Raw genomic sequence first — 17,560 nt, 5'->3', positions numbered from 1 at the left:
GCCCCGGCTTGGCGGTCAAAATACTCATTGGGCCCTCAGGCGCCAGATTTCATGCTATCTATGCTCAATTTCATCTCTCCGAGACGACGGGCCAGTGCCCCGACGTTCCCGGCGCCTTGAGTCAGCACCAAATCCCCCTCGCCGATCAGGTCGGCCAGTACGGCTGGCACGTCATCTGGCGTGGCGACGAAGATGGGTTCCAGGTTGCCACGCGAGCGAATGGAGCGGCACAGTGCCCGTCCATCAGCGCCCGGGATCGGCTCCTCACCGGCAGCATAAACCTCCAGCATCACCAGCACGTCTACCTTGGAGAGCACATCGGCGAAGTCCTCGTAGAGGTCGCGGGTGCGGGTATAACGGTGCGGCTGGAACACCATCACCAGACGCTTCTCGGGCCAACCGGCACGGGCAGCATTGATCGTGACCTTCACTTCGCTCGGGTGGTGACCGTAATCGTCCACCAGCATCGCCTTGCCGCGACCGGTTTCAAACTCGCCATACTGCTGGAAGCGACGACCGACCCCTTCAAATTTGGCCAGTGCAGAGATGATGGCCTCATCGCTGACACCGTCCTCTGTCGCGACAGCTATCGCCGCTGCGGCGTTCAATGCGTTGTGAATACCCGGCAAATTGAGGGTCACCTGCAGCTCACCCGCCTCTTTGCGGCGAACACGGAAGCAGCTGTGGTTGGTGGTCTGGACAAAATCCAGCACCTGTACATCGGCATCGTCAGAGAGACCGTAGGTCAGGGTCGGACGGGCAATCTCGGGCAACATGCCACGGATCACCGGATCATCGATGCAGACCACCGCCAGTCCGTAGAAGGGCAGATTGTGCAGAAACTCGATGAAGGTGGCCTTCAGCTTGGAGAAATCACCGCCGTAGGTATCCATGTGATCCGCTTCGATGTTGGTCACGATAGAGACCATCGGCTGCAGATGCAGGAAAGAGGCGTCGCTCTCGTCCGCCTCGGCAATCAGGTAGCGGCTGCTGCCCAGTCGGGCATTGGTGCCGGCACTGTTGAGCAGGCCACCGATGACGAAGGTCGGGTCGCGGTCGGCTTCGGCATAGATGCTCGCCACCAGACTGGTGGTGGTGGTCTTGCCGTGGGTACCGGCAATGGCGATACCGTGACGGAAACGCATCAGCTCGGCCAGCATCTCGGCGCGGCGCACCACCGGGATCCGCAGTTCGCGGGCGGCCAGCAGCTCCGGGTTGTCCTGCTTGATGGCGGTAGAGACCACCACCACGCTGGCACCCTCAACGTGTTCGGCACTGTGGCCGACAAAGATGTGCGCGCCCAGTCCGGCCAACCGCTCGGTCACGGCGTTGCGAGCCAGATCAGAACCCGTTACCTGATACCCTTCGTTGGCAAGCACTTCGGCGATCCCGCCCATACCGGCACCACCGATGCCGATAAAGTGGATGCGACGCACGCGGCGCATTTCGGGGATCACAGTGCGCAGTTTTGCCAGTTCAACCTTGGTCATAATCGTCTCTTTAGTCTGCCGCAGGCCATGTGCCGTCAAAGCGCAGTTGCACGGCGGCATCAATACATACAGGTACAAGGCTGCCCGGTGTCACCGCTGCAACCTTGCTCATCAATCTTTACCACGCTGCCCGGTTGCTAGCTGTTTGCACTCATCGGCAACCCGCTCGGCCGCATCGGTGATGGCGACCCGGCGAGCCGCTTTCGCCATGTTAAACAGGGTCTCCCTGCGACCAGCCAGCCAGGTCAGGCGCGCCGCCAGTGAGGCTGTGTTCAGCTCGGACTGGGGCAGAAACTCGGCGGCACCGCCGTCGACCAGGGTCAGGGCGTTACGTGTCTGGTGATCATCCACCGCATGGGGCAGTGGCACAAAGATGGCAGCCACACCGGCAGCAGCCACTTCGGAGACGGTCAGGGCTCCCGCCCGGCAGACCACCAGGTCGGCCCAGGCGTAGGCGCTGGCCATATCCTTGATAAATTCGCTCACCTCGGCATTGATGCCGTGCTGGGCATAGGCAGCAGAGACAGTCTCGGCATTGCCCTTGCCACACTGGTGACGCACTTCAATGGGCACGCCGGACGCCGCCACCGCAGCAGGTACCTGCTCGTTGAGCACCCGCGCACCCAGACTGCCACCCACGATCAGCAGATGGAGCGGCTCGGCTCCGCTGCGCAGTTGCGGATCCGGCAGGGCGACCACTTCGGGACGCACCGGATTACCGACAACGGCGGTGCGACGGCTCGGCGCGAAGGCGCCCGGAAATGCCATCAACACCCGCCTGGCGATACGGGCCAGCAGCTTGTTGGTCATGCCGGCAGCGGCATTCTGCTCATGGAGCAGCAGCGGGATGCCGGAGAACCAGGCCGCCACGCCACCCGGGCCGGAAGCAAAACCGCCCATGCCGAGCACCACATCAGGACGAACGGTCTTGAGCACCTGACGCGCCTGCAGGATCGATTTGACGATGCGATAGGGCGCCACCAGCAATCGCTTGATGCCGTTGCCACGCACTCCCTGAATATCGATGAAGGAGATGGGATAACCGTGGGCGGGCACCAGTTCCGCCTCCATCCGGTCGGCAGTGCCGAGCCAGTGGACAGTCCAGCCCTGGGCCTTCAGGCGATCGGCCACGGCCAGACCGGGGAACACATGCCCACCGGTACCACCTGCCATCACCAACAGAGTCTTGCTCACTAAACCTCCCGCACGCGCGCCTGGGCTGTCGCCTGACGCAACTCAAAATCGATTCGAATCAACATGCTCACCGCCACCGACATGATGATGAGACTGGAACCACCGTAACTGACCAGCGGCAGGGTCAAGCCCTTGGTTGGCATCATGCCGCTGGCCGCGCCGACGTTAACGAAGGTCTGGAAGCTGAACCAGATGCCGATGCCGATGGCCAGATAACCGTCATAGAGCCGCTCTGCCACCAGCGCGCGATGCCCCAGCTTGAGCGCCTTGACCGCCAGCGCAAAAATCAGGAACAGGGCGCCCAGCACCCCGACGTAACCCAGCTCTTCACCGAGGATCGCAAACACGAAGTCGGTGTGCGCTTCCGGCAGGTACTCCATCTTCTGGATAGAGTTGCCAAGCCCCTCGCCAAACCAGCTGCCACGACCAAACGCCATTAGCGACTGGGTCAACTGGTAGCCACTACCAAACGGATCGGCCCAGGGGTCCATAAAGGAGGTCACCCGCCGCATCCGGTAGGGCTCGACGATGATCAGCATCACCACCGAGCCGAGACCCGCGCCGATCAGGGTCAAAAACTGTCCCAGTCGGGCTCCGGCCAGAAACAGCATGCCAAACGAGGTAACGAACATCACCACGGTGGAACCCAGGTCAGGCTGCAACAGCAGCAAGACCGCCAGCACCCCGAACACCGCCAGCGGTTTCAGGAAGCCGATCCAGGCTTCACGCACTTCGCTCTGGCGCCGCACCAGATAACCGGCCAGATAGACAAACAGCGCCAGCTTGCCAAACTCGGCAGGCTGCAGGTTGAAGGGGCCGAGCGGCAACCAGCGCACCGCACCGTTGACGTTTCGGCCCACCAGCAGCACCAGCACCAGCATCAAGATCGCCAGCAGCAGCATGGGGCCGTTGTGCTGTTGCCAGCGCGCCATCGGCACCTGCAACACAAACCAGGAGATACCGAGCGCCATCACCAGAAACAGGGCGTGACGTTTCACAAACATGAAGGGGTCATCCCCCAGCGCAATCCCTTCGGGGATCGACGCCGAGGCCACTATGACCACCCCGACCGCCATCAGGGAGAGCGCCAGCAGTACCAGCTGCCGATCGTAGAGACCGGCAGGACGCGCCGGTAACAACCAGCGCTGGAACAGACCTGCAGCTGCGCGAAGGGCGTTCATAGTGCCAGCACCATCTCGGTGAAACGATCGCCGCGCACCTCGAACGACTTGAACTGATCGAGGCTGGCACAGGCTGGCGCCAGCAGCACCCAGTCACCGGGCTTGGCATCGGCCGCCGCTTTGGCAACCGCAGCGGCCAGGTCGGCCACCCGTTCGGTCTGCTCGCCCAGAGCCAGCAGCACCTCGGCATCCTGACCGAAGCAGTACATGTGATCGATCTGGTTGCCCAGCAGCGCCTGGATCGGGCCAAAATCCTGCCCCTTGCCCTGACCACCGGCCAGCAGCAGCAGGCGCCCCTTGACCGACTCGCGCACACCGGCAACGGCAGCCAGCGTCGCTCCCACGTTGGTGGCCTTGGAGTCGTTGATCCAGCGCACCCCGTTTACCTCGCGCACGAAGCGGGCGCGATGGGGCAAGCCCTCGAAGCGACGCAGCACGGTAAGCTGAGCCGAACGAGGAATGCCGACCGCATCGCACAGCGCCATGGCGGCCAGCGCGTTGGCCTGATTGTGGGCACCGACGATCTTCATCTCGTCTACCGCCAGCAGTGGTTCACCGTGCAACGTCAACCAGTAGCGGCCATCCAGCAGGCAACGGCCATAACCATTGCAGTCGAGACCAAAGCTCTGCCACACCTGACCCACATCGGGCAGGGTCTGAGCATCGTCACGATTGACCAGAATGTGTTTGGAGTGCTGATGGATCTCCATCTTGGCGGCACGATAGTCGGCCATGCCCTGATAACGATCCATGTGATCTTCTGAGAGATTCAGCACCACGGAGGCGGCAGCACGCAAACTGTGAGTAGTTTCCAACTGGAAGCTGGAGAGCTCCAGCACGCAGAGATCCATCGGCTGCTTGAGCAGTTCCAGCGCAGGCGTGCCGATATTGCCGCCCACGCCGACATTGAGACCGGCTTCGGCAATCATCTCGCCCACCAAGGTGGTAACGGTGCTCTTGCCGTTGGAGCCGGTAATGGCGATGACCGGGGTCTGGGTCTCGCGCACAAACAGCTCGATATCACCGACGATCTGCACGCCACACTCGGCAGCCGCTTTCAGTTCGGGGGTCGCCAGCGCGATACCCGGGCTCGCGACAATCATGTGCGCCTGCTTGAGCAGCGCCTCGTCGAGCCCGTGGATCAGCTCCACCTCCGGCGGCAGTTGATCCTTGCCGGGCGGGTTGGCGCGGGTATCCATCACCAGTGGCGTCACGCCACGGCCGAGGAAGTAATCGACACAGGAGAGCCCGGTTTTGCCCAATCCGATGATGATGACCATGGCCTTACCTCACCTTCAGGGTGGCAAGACCCAGCAGCACCAGCACGAGGGTGATGATCCAGAAGCGCACGATAACGCGCGGCTCCGGCCAGCCCTTCTTCTCGTAGTGATGATGGATCGGCGCCATGCGGAAGATCCGCACGCCGCGCAGCTTGTATGAACCCACCTGCAGGATCACCGAAACGGTCTCCATCACGAAGACGCCGCCCATGATCACCAGCAGGAACTCCTGACGTACCAGCACTGCGATGGTACCGAGCGCACCGCCCAGTGCCAGGGAACCTACGTCCCCCATGAATACTTGCGCCGGATAGGTGTTGAACCAGAGGAAACCCAGACCCGCCCCGACAATGGCGGTACAGACGATCACCAGCTCGGAGGTATAGGGCACGTAGGGAATGTGCAGGTAACTGGCAAAGTTGACGTTACCGGTAGCCCAGGCGATCAGAGCAAAGCCGCCCGCCACCATCACGGTCGGCATGATGGCCAGGCCGTCCAAACCATCGGTAAGGTTGACCGCGTTGGAGGTACCGACGATGACAAAGTAGGTCAGCACGATAAACATCAGGCCAAGCTGCGGCATCACATCCTTGAGGAAAGGCACCACCAGCTGGGTCTGTCCCTCATGGGTTGCGGTCGCATAGAGGAACACCGCCACCGCCAGCGCAACGGCGGATTGCCAGAAGTACTTCCAGCGTGCGATCAGGCCGTCGGTATTCTTGCGCACCACCTTGAGGTAGTCGTCGGCAAAGCCGATGGCACCGTAGGCACCCAGCACAAACAGCACCAGCCAGACATAAGGGTTGTCGAGGCGGCACCAGAGCAGCACAGACGTGAAAATCGCAGCAATGATCATCAGGCCACCCATAGTCGGGGTGCCCCGCTTGCTGAGGTGGGACTCGGGACCGTCGTTGCGGATCACCTGACCAAACTTCAGGATCTGCAGACGGCGAATGAGGCGTGGCCCCATCCAGAGGGCAACCCCCAGTCCGGTGATGATCGACAGGATGGCGCGAAACGTCAGGTAGGAGAAGACGTTGAAGAAGGTGAAGTGCGGGGTGAGCAGTTCGGCCAGCCAGACTAGCATGTGGCTGACTCCTGATGGCCTTTGACCATCTCGACGATATCTTCCATGCGGGAGCCACGGGCGCCCTTGACCAGAATCGAAATTTCCTGATGTGTATTTATCATTTGCGCAAGCACTTCAAACAACGACGCCTTGTTATCGAAATGTCGGCCAGCCGCGGCATCTGCGGTGTGGCGACTCTCTTCCCCCACTGTCAGCACGGCATCCAGACCACGCTCGCGGGCATGACGGCCAACCCGGGCGTGTTGCTCGGCAGACTCCTCACCCAGTTCCCGCATATCACCAAACACCAGTACCTTGAAGCCGCCCATGGCGGTCAGGGCATCGATGCCCGCCAGCACGGATTCCACGCTGGCATTGTAGGTATCATCCACCAGGGTCAGACCGCCCCAGCGCTGCACGCAGAAGCGCCCCTTGACCGGTGCCATCTGCTCCAGCCCCGCCTTGATACAGGTGAGGGATGCGCCGAGGGCCAGACAGCCCGCGGCGGCAGCCAACGCATTGGCCACGTTGTGGCGACCCGGGATAGCCAGAGTCAGGCTCAGCTCACCCTGCGGGGTCACCATCACGAACTCGGCGCAGCCTTGTTCGTTGAGCACAAGGTTGCGAGCATGGAACGGCTGGCTCTGATCGTCGATGGAGAAGGCGCAGTGAATATCGCGTTCCCGCCACTTCGGCCAGAATTCGTTGTCGGCATTGACGATGGCGGTGCCACCTTGGCTCAGCCCCTCAAAAATTTCGCTCTTGGCGTGGAACACCCCTTCCAGCGAGCCGAAGCCCTCCAGATGGGCCGCCGCCACGTTGTTGATGATGGCGGCATCGGGTTTGGCCAGTGAAGTAGTCCAGGCGATTTCGCCCGGATGGTTGGCCCCCAGCTCCATCACTGCAAACTTGTGCTGCGGCTCGAGGCGCAGCAGGGTGAGCGGCACGCCCACCTCGTTGTTGAAGTTGCCAGCGGTGGCCAGCACTTCCCCTTCGTTGCGCAGGATGGCGGTTGCCATCTCCTTCACCGTGGTCTTGCCGCAGCTGCCGGTAATGGCCAGCACTTTCGGGTTGATGCGCTCACGCACCAGTTTGCCGAGACGGCCCAGCCCCTTCAGACTGTCGGTCACCACCAGCTGGGGGATAGCCAGCGGCAGCTCACGCTCAACCAGCAGGGCAGAGGCCCCTGCCTGAACGGCCTGCTCGCAAAAATCGTGGGCATCGAAGCGCTCGCCGCGTAGAGCAACGAACAGGGCACCCGCGCCCAGAGTGCGGGTGTCGGTACTGACGACGGTGATTTCGCCATCGTCACCAATCAGACGGGCATCGAGTACCTGCGCCAGCTCGGCAAGCCTGAGGGTCATCATTTGAATGACTCCAATAATGTGTGCAAGGCGGCCGCAACGGTTTCCCGGTCGCTGTAGTGCCGCTTGTCGGTTCCAATGATCTGATAATCCTCGTGACCCTTACCGGCCACCAGGATGATGTCCTGTTTGCTCGCCTGACCAATGGCCAGCGCAATCGCCTTGACCCGGTCGTGCTCCACCAGCACCGCAGCAGGATCGCGAAGACCCGCCACCATGTCGGCCATGATCCGGGCCGGCTCCTCGGTACGGGGATTGTCGTCGGTCAGGATCACGCGATCCGCATACTGCTCGGCCATGGCGGCCATCATGGGGCGCTTGCCGCGATCGCGGTCGCCACCACAGCCTACCAGGCACCAGAGCTGGCCTGTGCAGTGCACCCGCAGGGCCTGCAATGCCTTCTCCAGTGCATCCGGGGTGTGGGCGTAATCGACCACCGCCAGCGGCGTATTGCCACCGCCAAAACACTCCATGCGGCCGGTCACCGGCTGCAATTGAGGCGCTGTCGCCAGCAGCTCGTTGAAGTCGTAACCGAGCACCAGCATCACACCCATCGCGGCCAGCACATTGCTGACGTTGAAGCGCCCGAGCAAGGGGGCGGATAATACACCATTCCCCCAGCTGGAGTTAATCTGCGCGCGAAAACCTTGCTGGTGAAAATCGAGCTGCTGCGCCGTTAATTGACGACCAGAATGGTGTTCAATCGGGCCATCCACACTGAAGGCCACCGCTGCCGGGTATTTTTCGAGCCACTTGGCACCCAACTCGTCATCACGGTTGATCACCGCATTCGACTCATCGACCAGCTGCAGCAACTGCTCTTTGGCCGCGCCATAGGCTTCCATGGTGCCGTGGTAGTCGAGGTGATCCCGGCTCAGGTTGGTGAAAACGGCAGCGGCAAACGGCAGTGCGGCAACACGATGCTGCACCAGACCATGGCTGGAGACCTCCATCGCCACCAGATCCGCCCCCTGCGCTTGCAGCGCAGCCAGATTGGCTTGCACCTGCACGGCGCTACCGGTGGTATTTTCCGCTTCGATCAAATTGCCAAACAGGCCGTTGCCGATGGTGCCCATCACACCCGCCTTGCCACCCAGCAGGGTGCGCCAGTTGGCGACCAGCAGTGCCGTAGTGCTCTTGCCGTTGGTACCGGTGATCCCCACCAGTTGCAGCTTGTTCGCAGGCTGGTCGTAGAAGGTACCTGCGAGTGCTGAGAGGTGAGCGGGCAGATCCCGCATCCCGATACAGGGAACCGGAGTCGATGGTGGGATAAATTCACCATTCTCCTCAAACACAACAGCGGTCGCTCCCTGAGCCACCGCCTGTTCGATAAACCGTCTGCCATCCACTTGATGACCACGAATGGCCACGAAGAGCGAGCCGGGGCCAACCCGCCGACTATCCAGCTGGATATCGGTCAGGGTGAGCGCCGGCGCCTGGATACCGAAGGGGCGCAGTAATGCATCAAGTGCGCGGGACAAGAGAAGCCTCCGTACGGGCAAGTTTGGTGGGCACCGCTGGCGGCACCGCATCGGGACGAATATTGAAGAGCTGCAGCACCCCGCCCATGGCCTCTGCAAACGGTGGGGTCGCCACGGCGCCGCCATAATAGGCGCTGCCTTTTGGCTCGTTGATCACCACCACCATGACGAAACGGGGATCACTGGCTGGTGCGAAACCGGCAAACCAGGCCATGTAATCCTTGCCATAGCCACCGGCGACGGCGACCTTGGCGGTACCACTCTTGCCACCGACCCGATAGCCCGGGATCTTGGCTTTTGGAATGGCGTTGTCGACCACATACTCCAGCGCCTGCAACATGGCAGCAGCGTTGTTGTGGTCAATCACCTGCTCACCCTTGGGCGGCGTAGTCACCTTGACTATGGAGAGCGGCACCCGTTTGCCCTTGTTGGCCAGGGTGGCGTAGGCGGAAGCCAGCTGCAGCGGGGTGACTCGCAGACCATAACCGAAGGAGAGGGTTGCCCGCTCGATATCGGACCAGCGACGACGCTGGGGCAGCATGCCGCTGCTCTCGCCCATCAGCCCGCTGCCGGTATCCATGCCGAAACCGAACATGCTGAGGGTGTTGATCATCTCCTGCGCCGGCATCCGCAGCGCGATGCGCGACATACCGATGTTGGAGGAGTAACGCAGGATATCGTAGAGGTTGGTCGCCTTGTGGATACTGACGTCCTTGATCTGCTTGGCACCGATAAAGAGCGGCCCACCAGGAATGAAATCTTTCCAGCTGGTGACACCTGCCTGCAAGGCACTGAGCAAAATCAATGGCTTGACGGTCGAACCTGGCTCGTAGGTATCAGTCACCACCCGGTTGCGTACCCGGAAGCTCTGATACTGGCCTCGGTTGTTCGGGTTATAGGAGGGGGTGTTGACCATGGCGAGCACTTCACCGGTCTTGATATCCAGCATCACCATGGAGCCGGAGGTCGCCTTGTTCTCGTCGGTTGCCCGCTTGAGGGCACGGTAGGCCAAAGCCTGCACCCGCTGATCGATACTGAGCTGCAGATCGTTGGCGTTCTTGCCCTCTTTGACGATGCCAAGCCGCTCGATGACCCGGCCCTGACGATCCTTTCGCACCCGCATTTCGCCGGGTGTCGCCGTCAGCCACTCGTTGTAGCTGCGCTCGATCCCTTCAATACCGCTGCCATCGATGTTGGTTACCCCCACCAGATGGGCGCTGATCTCACCGGTCGGGTAGAAGCGGCGTGCTTCGGGGCGCAGGTAGACGCCCCCCAGTTTGAGCCCCTTGATATATTCCGCCACCGCAGGAGTAACCTGACGCTGCAGATAGACGAAGCGCTTGCTGGGGTTGGCGATGCGGTGTTTGAGAGTATTGATGTCGAGCTTGAGCACGGCAGAAAGTGCCAGCCAGGCTCGCTCGTTATTAATGGCCCCGGATTCATGCACCGTCTTGGGATCGGCCCAGACAGCTTCGACCGGCACAGAAACCGCCAGCTGCTCGCCGTTGCGATCGGTGATCATGCCACGCACCGCCTGGGTAGAGGTGGTACGCAGGGAGCGCATGTCACCCTCCTGACGCAGACGATCCGGATTGATCACCTGGATCCAGGCCAGACGCAGGATCAGACCCACAAACGCGATGCCGATAAACACCGCAAGCGTGCGAAAGCGCCACGGATAGATCGATGGCGCTTTGACATTCGCTTTGGCAGCTTTGGCTGTAGCCTTGCGTTTCATGGTTGGGTAATTACCTTCTCGGTGGTCACCAGCGGACGACCCATCTGCAACTTGTCCATCGCCAGACTCGCCACCCGGGAGTGTTCAGCCAGGGTGCCCTGCTCCAGCAGCAGGTGGCGCCATTCGATATTGAGGCGATCCTCTTCCGCCATCAGATCGTTCTGCTTGGCCGTCAGACCACGGGTCATGTTGGTCACCAGGATCACGGCAAACGCGGTCACCAGCACGGCGACCGACAGAAAAATCTGCAGCTTGTGCCGCCAGAGATCGGCAACGATCTCCTTGGCCAGATGAACACGCACTTCGCTCATCGCTTACTCCGCCAGCCGTTCGGCAACCCGCAGCACCGAGCTGCGTGACCGGCTGTTTTCAGATACTTCATGATCAGAAGGCTTGAGTGCCTTGCCGACCGACTTCAATTTGCGACCGCCAGCCAGCTGGGCTTCGGTCAACGGAATGCCGTAAGGCACTTCCGGCCCCTTCTCGTGCTTGCGGATGAAATGCTTCACCAACCGGTCTTCCAGCGAATGGAAGCTGATCACTGACAGGCGGCCGTGTGGTGCCAACACTTCCAGTGCACCGTTGAGCGCGGTTTCGATCTCGTCCAGCTCGCTGTTGATATAGATGCGAATGGCCTGGAAACTGCGGGTTGCCGCATGCTTGCCCTTCTCCTTGCTCGGATTGACCCGGGCAATCATCTCGGCCAGTTGGCGGGTACGCACATAAGGCTCGGTCACCCGGTCGTGCACAATGGCACGGGCGATCTTCTTGGCAAAACGCTCCTCACCGAAGGTCTTCAGCACCCAGGCGATGTCATCCACATCGGCCTTGGCCAGCCACTCGGCGGCGCTCTGACCGGAGGTGGGGTCCATCCGCATATCGAGCGGACCATCTTTCATAAAGCTGAAGCCGCGCTCGGCATCATCCAACTGGGGTGAAGAGACCCCCAGATCCAGCAGGAAGCCATCCACCTTGCCCAGCAAACCGCGCTCATCCAGATAGGAGGCGATGCCAGAGAAGGGGCCGTGCACGATTTCGAAACGGGGATCCTGGATCTTGGCCGCTTCGGCGATCGCCTGGGGATCGCGGTCGATGGCGATCAGGCGGCCATTGGGGCCAAGGTGCTGCAGGATCAGACGAGAATGACCACCACGGCCAAAAGTACCGTCGACGTAGACACCGTCCGGCTTGATGGCCAGACCTTCAACGGCTTCGTGCAGCAGCACTGTGATGTGTTCAGCGGCTTGGGTCATTTATAAAGAGAAATCCTGTAGTCGTGGTGAGCTTGCCCAATCGTCCCCGGGCAGACCCAAGATGTCGTCATTGACCTGTTGTTGCCAGCGGGCTTCATCCCACAGCTCAAACTTGTTGAGCTGGCCCACCAGCATGATTTTCTTGTCCAGCCCCGCATGGTTGCGCAGTGGCTGACTGAGCAGCAGACGGCCATTGCCATCCAGCTCGCATTCGGTTGCATGTCCCAGCAGCAGGCGCTGCAAACGGCGCTCTTGCGGATTCATGCTGGAGAGAGTTTTGAGCTTGCGCTCGACCTCTTCCCATTCATTCAGGGGATAAAGCAGCAGACAGGGATGGGCAATATCGATGGTGCAGACCAGCTGGCCGTCGCTTTCGTCGCGCAGCCAATCACGGAATTTGGTCGGAATTGCCAGCCGCCCTTTACTGTCCAGGCTGATGGCATGAGCGCCACGCAACAAATTGCAGTCCCTGAAGGTGAGTGAGCAGGCAGATTGCCCCTCTAAAAACCACTTTGATCCACTTTTCCCCACCTTGAAGTTTAAGGACGTGCAGGGGGCTTTTCAAGCAAGGAGATGGGACAGAGGGAACATATTGACGCAGCAATTGCATACCGCGGATTGAGTGGGTTGATTTTCCAAGAGTTATTGCTGAAAAAACAGAAAGTGATTAATAAGCAGCAAGTCGGTGAGCGGTCACTATCTGGGCGATATGATGAAACGGAACAATACCACTGCACAGAGCAAAATACTGACACATATCACTGGATAGATGATGTAACCATCTTTCGAACGGCGAGCACGCAGAGACACCAACTGACAAAGCAACAGATTGTAAATAATCAGCAGGGATGTCAGCAGAATATTGGTGGCAAATGTCAGCTCTTGAGCGTAACCAATGTACAAGCCCACCAGAATGAAATTGGCGAGTATCAGATACAGCAAAAACTTCTGAATCGCTTTACCCGAATTTGGGCTCTTTTTTACTCGTGTTATCATGCTTGCTACGTCCTGGATTACACATGATCAGACGACCTTAAATTCAAAAAACTGTTGAGATATATCATGTTTTTATTATTGCGCGATCCTTGCTCAACAATTGCCCCATGACCCGGCTCGTTTTTTTGCTAATGAGCGGGATGTTAATGATATCAACATCTTGCCATGCTTATCACAATTATCACTGGCAAGCTGGTTTCCCTGTCCCGATTCAGGGTAAAGGAGTTGACTTGGTCAGCCAGCAGCAGCAATTCTTGCTGAAGCAGCGCCCTTATCTCCAACAACGTCTTGCGGAGACACAGCCCGTTATTCGCTGGGTCGCGGAACAGGTTCACGAACGCAAACTGCCGCCCTTGCTTGCCTTTGTTCCTTTACTGGAAAGCAGTTACCGATTGGATGTGGTCTCTTCTGCTGGCGCCGCAGGCCCTTGGCAGCTGATGCCAGATACCGCCACCCGATTTGCCATTCCCATCACCAGCGAATTTGATGGCCGCTATTCATTGCCATTGGCCACAGAGGCTGCCCTTTCCTATCTGGCATGGCTGTATCGCTTCTTTGGCAATGACTGGCTGCTTGCTTTGGCCGCCTACAACGCAGGAGAAGGGCGGGTACTCAATGCGGTTTTAAAAGCGAGGACACGTAATATATGGGAACTGGAGCTTCCGACTGAAACACGCTTTTATGTCGCGCGCTTTGTTGCGCTGGCAAGACTGCTTGATATGGCTGACAGCTATCAGTTTCAACTTCCGCCATGGCACAGCGGCAATGACTTGCAAATATTCCGTCATCCGGATGGCTGCTCACTACCCGCGTGGGCTCAGGCAAAGGGCGTATCAATGAATGAAGCCAGCCGCTGGAATCCGGCCTGGCAACTCCCTGTCGCACAAGGGATAACCAATTGCCCGATCGTCTATAGCAAGGGCAAGGCCCCCACCGCCAACCGGAAGAAAGGAGCGACCGCCATTGTCAAAGCGGTCTCACTGGACAGTCTGCATGATCCCCTGTTGCTGAAAGCTGCCTGGGGGCTTGATATGAGTCGAGGCGAGATCAGGCTGGAACGCTTGCCTGATCCTCTTGGGATTCAGCAGAAGCGGCCGCTAATTGCGGCACCATGAAACAGTGGCGCCAATGGCTCAGTACCGGAGCCAAATCAACCTCTTCCGGATATGACCAGCGAGCCCCGTAAAAGCAGAGCTGCCGACCAATAGCGCGACGATGAGTGATGTTGCAATCCAGCGCAATTCGCGGCAACAGGGAGAGCGTCACCGTTTCGGGTAATTCAAATCGGGCCGGAGCAAGGAAACCGACCCCTCCCGGGCCAATATCTTTGATCACTGCGCGGCCGATGCTCTTGTCAAACAGCAATCCGGAAATCAGCAATCTGGCCGCAATCCCGCAACTCTGTGACTCGAAAGGCGTTGTTCCATCGTGCAGATACCAGCGCGGCACCTTTCGGCGTGGATCATTGTGCGAGGTATGCAGCGGAAACTCGATCTCAGGGTCGTCCATGGGAAATCATCTCCTTGGCATGGGTGGTTGCCGCTTGCGTTTGGGAGCTGAAAAGTTGCTCCAGATTAGTTTCTGCCTGGGTTGTCATGACCAGCAATTCAATGCGCCGATTACGGCTGCTTTGTGGATTCCGGGTATCTTCCAGCATGGTATCGGCCATCGCGACAACCTGCCCGACCCGTTCAGGTGGCATGCCTCCCGCCAGCAACACTCGTCTTGCCATCATGGCGCGGTCTGACGATAGCTCCCAGTTGCTGTAATTGTCACCGGCAAACGGTGTGCTGTCGGTATGGCCAGAAATCATGACCCGATTCTCGATACGCTGGAATATGGGGGCCAATGCCATCAACATATGGCGAAAGAAAGGGCTGATACGGGCACTGCCGCGGCTATACATTTCCCGATCCGCGTCATCACGGATCAGGATCCGCAATCCTTGGGGAACAATTTGAATCTCGAGGTTATTCTTCGCCTGCATCTGTTCAGCAAGATGGTCGATAAAGCTGGCCAGCTGCTTCATCTGGGCTTCACCTTCAAGCTTGCCTATCAACAGCTTTTCATACCCACCACCCGGGCCGTCAGAAAAAATGCTCTGATTACGGTCCATATGCTTGGGCATCAGCTGGCCCTGCTGATCAAACTTGGGGTTAAGCTCATCCATCACAGAGGGGTTGCCACCGAGATCGACAGGATAGGGGCTGTTGCGAATATCAAACGGGTTTGCCTCACTGTCCATGATGCTGTAGTCCCGCAGGCGGCTGGCAACGACTTCCCGCTCCTCCTGATTGGACACAGCCAGGATCCACAGCACCATGAAGAACGCCATCATGGCCAACGTAAAGTCAGCAAATGCCACCTTCCAGGCGCCGCCCCCTTTGGGACCGCTGTTACGACGCTGCTGGCGCTTGACGATAATCTGTTCGTGATTGCGCATTACATCGCCCTGTTGGTCACCCAATCTTCCAGCTCAAGGAAGCTTGGTTTGACTTCAGGTTCCAGGATCTTGCGACCCGAATCGACGGCAAGCAGCGGTGTCTTGCCACGCAACTGGGCAATAAGGATCGACTTGATGCACATCAACAGGCCGATACGGCGCTTGACCATCTCTTCCATGGCATTGCTGATTGGCTCCAGCAAGCAGTAGCAGAGGAAAATACCGATAAAGGTGCCTACCAGCGCCGCCGCCACATGGACACCGATATTGCTCAGGGGGCCGTCCAGTTGCTGCATGGTGATGATGATCCCCATCACCGCAGCAAGAATGCCGAAGCCCGGGCAGGCCTCGCCGGTTTTGTGCAAGGCATGAGCAGGCTTGAGCATGTCCTCTTCAATGGCCATGATCTCCTGCTCCAGCACGGTATCCAGTTCATGGGGTGTGATCTTGCCCATTCCGAGCAGACGCAGGTTATCGATAATGAAACCAAGCAGTTGGGGATCTTCCGAAATCTGGGGATACATCAAGAAAACCGAGCTCTGCTGGGGATTTTCAATATGCTCGTCGAGCGCCTTCATACCCTTGTTGCGTGTCTCTTCAAGCAGTTGATGCATCAGAGTCAACAGCTCACGATAGACCTCTTTCTCTTCTTTATTCGCTTTGAAGCACATCTTTATCTGCCGCCACATTTCATGCATCACCTCTTTCGAGTTGCCCAGAAACATGGAGCCTACCGCTGCGCCGATGATGATGATGAGCTCGGCTGGCTGCCACAAGGCTGCGAGGTTTCCCCCGGCCATCATGAAGCCACCCAGCACACATACTAAAATGACGCCGATGCCAATCTGTTTTTGCATGAATGTTCCCGCACGATACAAGAAGGGTCACCAGTAAAGGTGAAGCACTACTATATGGAGTCGACCAATCGCTGCTTTAGCTGAAGCACACACTGCTTGTGCAGCTGACAAACCCGGGATTCGGTTAATCCAAGCACCAGCGCGATCTCTTTCATATTGAGCTCTTGCTGGTAATAGAGGGCAAGCAATAGCTGCTCGCGTTTATCCAGAGTGACCAACACCTTGCTGATGGTCATCGCCATATCGACATCATCAGACTCGGTTGTTGGCGCCTTGCCACCATTCTCCAGCCACTCTTCCAGACTCTGTAGCGCTTCAGCCTGGCTGGCATAGGACAACTGGCGCACCTCATCAACCGAACAATCAAGCGCAGTAGCAAGCTCTTGTTCTGAGGGGGCCCGGCCCAAACGATTGTGCAGTTCACGCTGCACCTGATTATGGCCGTGTACCTGCTGTCGCAACTGGCGAGGCCGCCAGTCCAGACGCCGCAGCTCATCGAGCATGGCACCACGAATCCTTTTGAAGGCGTAACTTTCAAACTGGGCATCAGGTTCACTACCATAACGGCGCCACGCCTCCAGCAGTCCCATCATCCCTACCTGTTCCATATCCTCCTGATCAAAACAGGCACTGACCTGGCTACGCAGGTGACAAGCAGCCCTCTTAACCAGAGGCAGATAGCGAGTCAGAATGGCCTGTTCACCAGTACGGGGAATTGTTGGCGTATCCGCAAACTCTTGTTGAGAATCCCAAGCAGAATCAGTCATATGGTAATTACTGTACCAGTACCTTGGTGATCAGCACTTCATCAAGATAGGGCTTGTAGCCATATCCCTGTACCGTAGTGACCAGCTTGTCGCGCAGAGAGACCTGCAACTTGGAAATATTCTGCAGCTCAACTTTTACGTCATCATGGGAGCGGTGGCTGAAATACTGCACCATGGCATTGCGGATCAGTGGCGTCAGTTCATCCAGCTTGGCAACCTGCGCCGGGTTGTAGGTCACCAGTGCCAGCTCCAGCACCAGATAATGAGACTGTTCACCCCCTTCCAGACTGATAACAAAACGCTCCATCGGCTTGAACAGCGGAGTGCTGCTCAGCTCGGGCTTTGGCTCTGCCAATCCGAGCCAGACTTCGACCACATCGCGTTTAAGCCATGCGCCATAGGCCAGTATGGCCAACAGACACAGAGCCATGACGAATATCATCAACC

18 protein-coding genes are annotated in these 17,560 nt (G+C 58.7%); 2 read left to right on the top strand and 16 right to left on the bottom strand.

Annotated features, from left to right (window positions below; genetic code table 11):
* Nucleotides 1–35: 35 nt before the first annotated feature.
* The 11 genes from murC to mraZ all read right to left on the bottom strand — a co-directional run bounded on the left by murC (nt 36) and on the right by mraZ (nt 12,509).
* Nucleotides 36–1,490 carry a UDP-N-acetylmuramate--L-alanine ligase gene (gene murC, locus ACTG2T_RS11715; RefSeq protein ID WP_005336150.1) on the bottom strand — a complete coding sequence of 485 codons (1,455 nt, stop codon included), beginning with the start codon at nt 1,488–1,490 and terminating at the stop codon, nt 36–38.
* Nucleotides 1,491–1,601: 111 nt separating this feature from the next.
* Nucleotides 1,602–2,684, bottom strand: coding sequence for an undecaprenyldiphospho-muramoylpentapeptide beta-N-acetylglucosaminyltransferase (gene murG, locus ACTG2T_RS11710; protein ID WP_181497036.1), 1,083 nt, complete (start codon nt 2,682–2,684; stop codon nt 1,602–1,604).
* On the bottom strand, nt 2,684–3,865 hold the full coding sequence (gene ftsW / locus ACTG2T_RS11705; RefSeq protein ID WP_005336154.1) for a cell division protein FtsW: 1,182 nt from the start codon (nt 3,863–3,865) through the stop codon (nt 2,684–2,686). Before ftsW ends, murG begins: the two co-directional genes overlap by 1 nt.
* Nucleotides 3,862–5,145 (bottom strand): UDP-N-acetylmuramoyl-L-alanine--D-glutamate ligase, encoded by a 1,284-nt coding sequence (gene murD / locus ACTG2T_RS11700; RefSeq protein ID WP_042079680.1) that lies wholly within the window; start codon nt 5,143–5,145, stop codon nt 3,862–3,864. The genes ftsW and murD overlap by 4 nt, the downstream gene beginning before the upstream one ends.
* Before the next feature lie 4 nt (nt 5,146–5,149).
* Nucleotides 5,150–6,232, bottom strand: coding sequence for a phospho-N-acetylmuramoyl-pentapeptide-transferase (gene mraY, locus ACTG2T_RS11695; protein WP_005356635.1), 1,083 nt, complete (start codon nt 6,230–6,232; stop codon nt 5,150–5,152).
* Nucleotides 6,226–7,581 (bottom strand): UDP-N-acetylmuramoyl-tripeptide--D-alanyl-D-alanine ligase, encoded by a 1,356-nt coding sequence (locus ACTG2T_RS11690; RefSeq protein WP_330124661.1) that lies wholly within the window; start codon nt 7,579–7,581, stop codon nt 6,226–6,228. Before ACTG2T_RS11690 ends, mraY begins: the two co-directional genes overlap by 7 nt.
* Nucleotides 7,578–9,110: a UDP-N-acetylmuramoyl-L-alanyl-D-glutamate--2,6-diaminopimelate ligase gene (murE, locus tag ACTG2T_RS11685; protein WP_330124662.1), complete on the bottom strand. Its 1,533-nt coding sequence runs from the start codon at nt 9,108–9,110 to the stop codon at nt 7,578–7,580. Before murE ends, ACTG2T_RS11690 begins: the two co-directional genes overlap by 4 nt.
* Nucleotides 9,043–10,797 (bottom strand): peptidoglycan glycosyltransferase FtsI, encoded by a 1,755-nt coding sequence (locus ACTG2T_RS11680; RefSeq protein ID WP_005336163.1) that lies wholly within the window; start codon nt 10,795–10,797, stop codon nt 9,043–9,045. Before ACTG2T_RS11680 ends, murE begins: the two co-directional genes overlap by 68 nt.
* A complete protein-coding gene (gene ftsL, locus ACTG2T_RS11675; RefSeq protein ID WP_005336166.1) occupies nt 10,794–11,108 on the bottom strand; it encodes a cell division protein FtsL in 315 nt (104 codons plus the stop codon). The genes ACTG2T_RS11680 and ftsL overlap by 4 nt, the downstream gene beginning before the upstream one ends.
* A gap of 3 nt (nt 11,109–11,111) precedes the next feature.
* Nucleotides 11,112–12,050, bottom strand: coding sequence for a 16S rRNA (cytosine(1402)-N(4))-methyltransferase RsmH (rsmH, locus tag ACTG2T_RS11670; protein WP_005336168.1), 939 nt, complete (start codon nt 12,048–12,050; stop codon nt 11,112–11,114).
* Entirely contained in the window at nt 12,051–12,509 is a 459-nt protein-coding gene (gene mraZ, locus ACTG2T_RS11665) for a division/cell wall cluster transcriptional repressor MraZ (RefSeq protein WP_013723406.1), read from the bottom strand. It lies immediately after the preceding gene.
* A gap of 114 nt (nt 12,510–12,623) precedes the next feature.
* Between mraZ and ACTG2T_RS11660 the strand changes: the two genes are divergently transcribed.
* Together ACTG2T_RS11660 and ACTG2T_RS11655 are read left to right on the top strand one after the other, a co-directional pair.
* The gene (locus ACTG2T_RS11660) at nt 12,624–13,073 is read left to right on the top strand and encodes a hypothetical protein (RefSeq protein ID WP_159144453.1); all 450 of its coding nucleotides are present in this window, start codon (nt 12,624–12,626) and stop codon (nt 13,071–13,073) included.
* 80 nt (nt 13,074–13,153) lie between these two features.
* The gene (locus ACTG2T_RS11655) at nt 13,154–14,161 is read left to right on the top strand and encodes a lytic transglycosylase domain-containing protein (protein WP_330124663.1); all 1,008 of its coding nucleotides are present in this window, start codon (nt 13,154–13,156) and stop codon (nt 14,159–14,161) included.
* Here the strand turns inward: ACTG2T_RS11655 and ACTG2T_RS11650 are convergent.
* Genes ACTG2T_RS11650 through lafF form a run of 5 tightly spaced genes read right to left on the bottom strand, consistent with a single transcriptional unit; the run spans nt 14,094 to nt 17,543 of the window.
* Nucleotides 14,094–14,555 carry a hypothetical protein gene (locus tag ACTG2T_RS11650; protein WP_330124664.1) on the bottom strand — a complete coding sequence of 154 codons (462 nt, stop codon included), beginning with the start codon at nt 14,553–14,555 and terminating at the stop codon, nt 14,094–14,096. The two genes, ACTG2T_RS11655 and ACTG2T_RS11650, sit on opposite strands and share 68 nt — an antisense overlap.
* Nucleotides 14,542–15,489, bottom strand: a complete 948-nt coding sequence (lafU, locus tag ACTG2T_RS11645; RefSeq protein WP_047438670.1) for a lateral flagellar motor protein LafU — start codon at nt 15,487–15,489, stop codon at nt 14,542–14,544. The genes ACTG2T_RS11650 and lafU overlap by 14 nt, the downstream gene beginning before the upstream one ends.
* A complete protein-coding gene (gene lafT / locus ACTG2T_RS11640; RefSeq protein ID WP_019444796.1) occupies nt 15,489–16,346 on the bottom strand; it encodes a lateral flagellar motor stator protein LafT in 858 nt (285 codons plus the stop codon). Before lafT ends, lafU begins: the two co-directional genes overlap by 1 nt.
* 50 nt (nt 16,347–16,396) lie before the next feature.
* Entirely contained in the window at nt 16,397–17,113 is a 717-nt protein-coding gene (lafS, locus tag ACTG2T_RS11635) for a lateral flagellar system RNA polymerase sigma factor LafS (RefSeq protein WP_330124665.1), read from the bottom strand.
* Between the two features lie 7 nt (nt 17,114–17,120).
* On the bottom strand, nt 17,121–17,543 hold the full coding sequence (gene lafF / locus ACTG2T_RS11630) for a lateral flagellar basal body-associated protein LafF (protein ID WP_269428984.1): 423 nt from the start codon (nt 17,541–17,543) through the stop codon (nt 17,121–17,123).
* Between the last annotated feature and the right edge of the window lie 17 nt (nt 17,544–17,560).

The sequence above is a fragment of the Aeromonas sp. 75A genome (genome assembly GCF_051919425.1).
Classification (GTDB): domain Bacteria; phylum Pseudomonadota; class Gammaproteobacteria; order Enterobacterales; family Aeromonadaceae; genus Aeromonas; species Aeromonas veronii.
Note: the sequence above shows the minus strand (reverse complement) of the source record. Positions and strands in the feature narration are given on the sequence as shown.

What these genes read in the sequence shown, in the direction of transcription:
- ftsW (WP_005336154.1), bottom strand. Translation starts at nt 3,865, where the DNA reads ATGAACGCCCTTCGCGCAGCTGCAGGTCTGTTCCAGCGCTGGTTGTTA.
- ACTG2T_RS11655 (WP_330124663.1), top strand. Translation starts at nt 13,154, where the DNA reads ATGACCCGGCTCGTTTTTTTGCTAATGAGCGGGATGTTAATGATATCA.
- ACTG2T_RS11660 (WP_159144453.1), top strand. Translation starts at nt 12,624, where the DNA reads ATGGGACAGAGGGAACATATTGACGCAGCAATTGCATACCGCGGATTG.
- ftsL (WP_005336166.1), bottom strand. Translation starts at nt 11,108, where the DNA reads ATGAGCGAAGTGCGTGTTCATCTGGCCAAGGAGATCGTTGCCGATCTC.
- ACTG2T_RS11690 (WP_330124661.1), bottom strand. Translation starts at nt 7,581, where the DNA reads ATGATGACCCTCAGGCTTGCCGAGCTGGCGCAGGTACTCGATGCCCGT.
- mraY (WP_005356635.1), bottom strand. Translation starts at nt 6,232, where the DNA reads ATGCTAGTCTGGCTGGCCGAACTGCTCACCCCGCACTTCACCTTCTTC.
- ACTG2T_RS11680 (WP_005336163.1), bottom strand. Translation starts at nt 10,797, where the DNA reads ATGAAACGCAAGGCTACAGCCAAAGCTGCCAAAGCGAATGTCAAAGCG.
- ACTG2T_RS11650 (WP_330124664.1), bottom strand. Translation starts at nt 14,555, where the DNA reads ATGGACGACCCTGAGATCGAGTTTCCGCTGCATACCTCGCACAATGAT.
- murD (WP_042079680.1), bottom strand. Translation starts at nt 5,145, where the DNA reads ATGGTCATCATCATCGGATTGGGCAAAACCGGGCTCTCCTGTGTCGAT.
- murC (WP_005336150.1), bottom strand. Translation starts at nt 1,490, where the DNA reads ATGACCAAGGTTGAACTGGCAAAACTGCGCACTGTGATCCCCGAAATG.
- lafU (WP_047438670.1), bottom strand. Translation starts at nt 15,489, where the DNA reads ATGCGCAATCACGAACAGATTATCGTCAAGCGCCAGCAGCGTCGTAAC.
- lafS (WP_330124665.1), bottom strand. Translation starts at nt 17,113, where the DNA reads ATGACTGATTCTGCTTGGGATTCTCAACAAGAGTTTGCGGATACGCCA.
- rsmH (WP_005336168.1), bottom strand. Translation starts at nt 12,050, where the DNA reads ATGACCCAAGCCGCTGAACACATCACAGTGCTGCTGCACGAAGCCGTT.
- murE (WP_330124662.1), bottom strand. Translation starts at nt 9,110, where the DNA reads ATGCGGTGCCGCCAGCGGTGCCCACCAAACTTGCCCGTACGGAGGCTT.
- lafT (WP_019444796.1), bottom strand. Translation starts at nt 16,346, where the DNA reads ATGCAAAAACAGATTGGCATCGGCGTCATTTTAGTATGTGTGCTGGGT.
- lafF (WP_269428984.1), bottom strand. Translation starts at nt 17,543, where the DNA reads ATGGCTCTGTGTCTGTTGGCCATACTGGCCTATGGCGCATGGCTTAAA.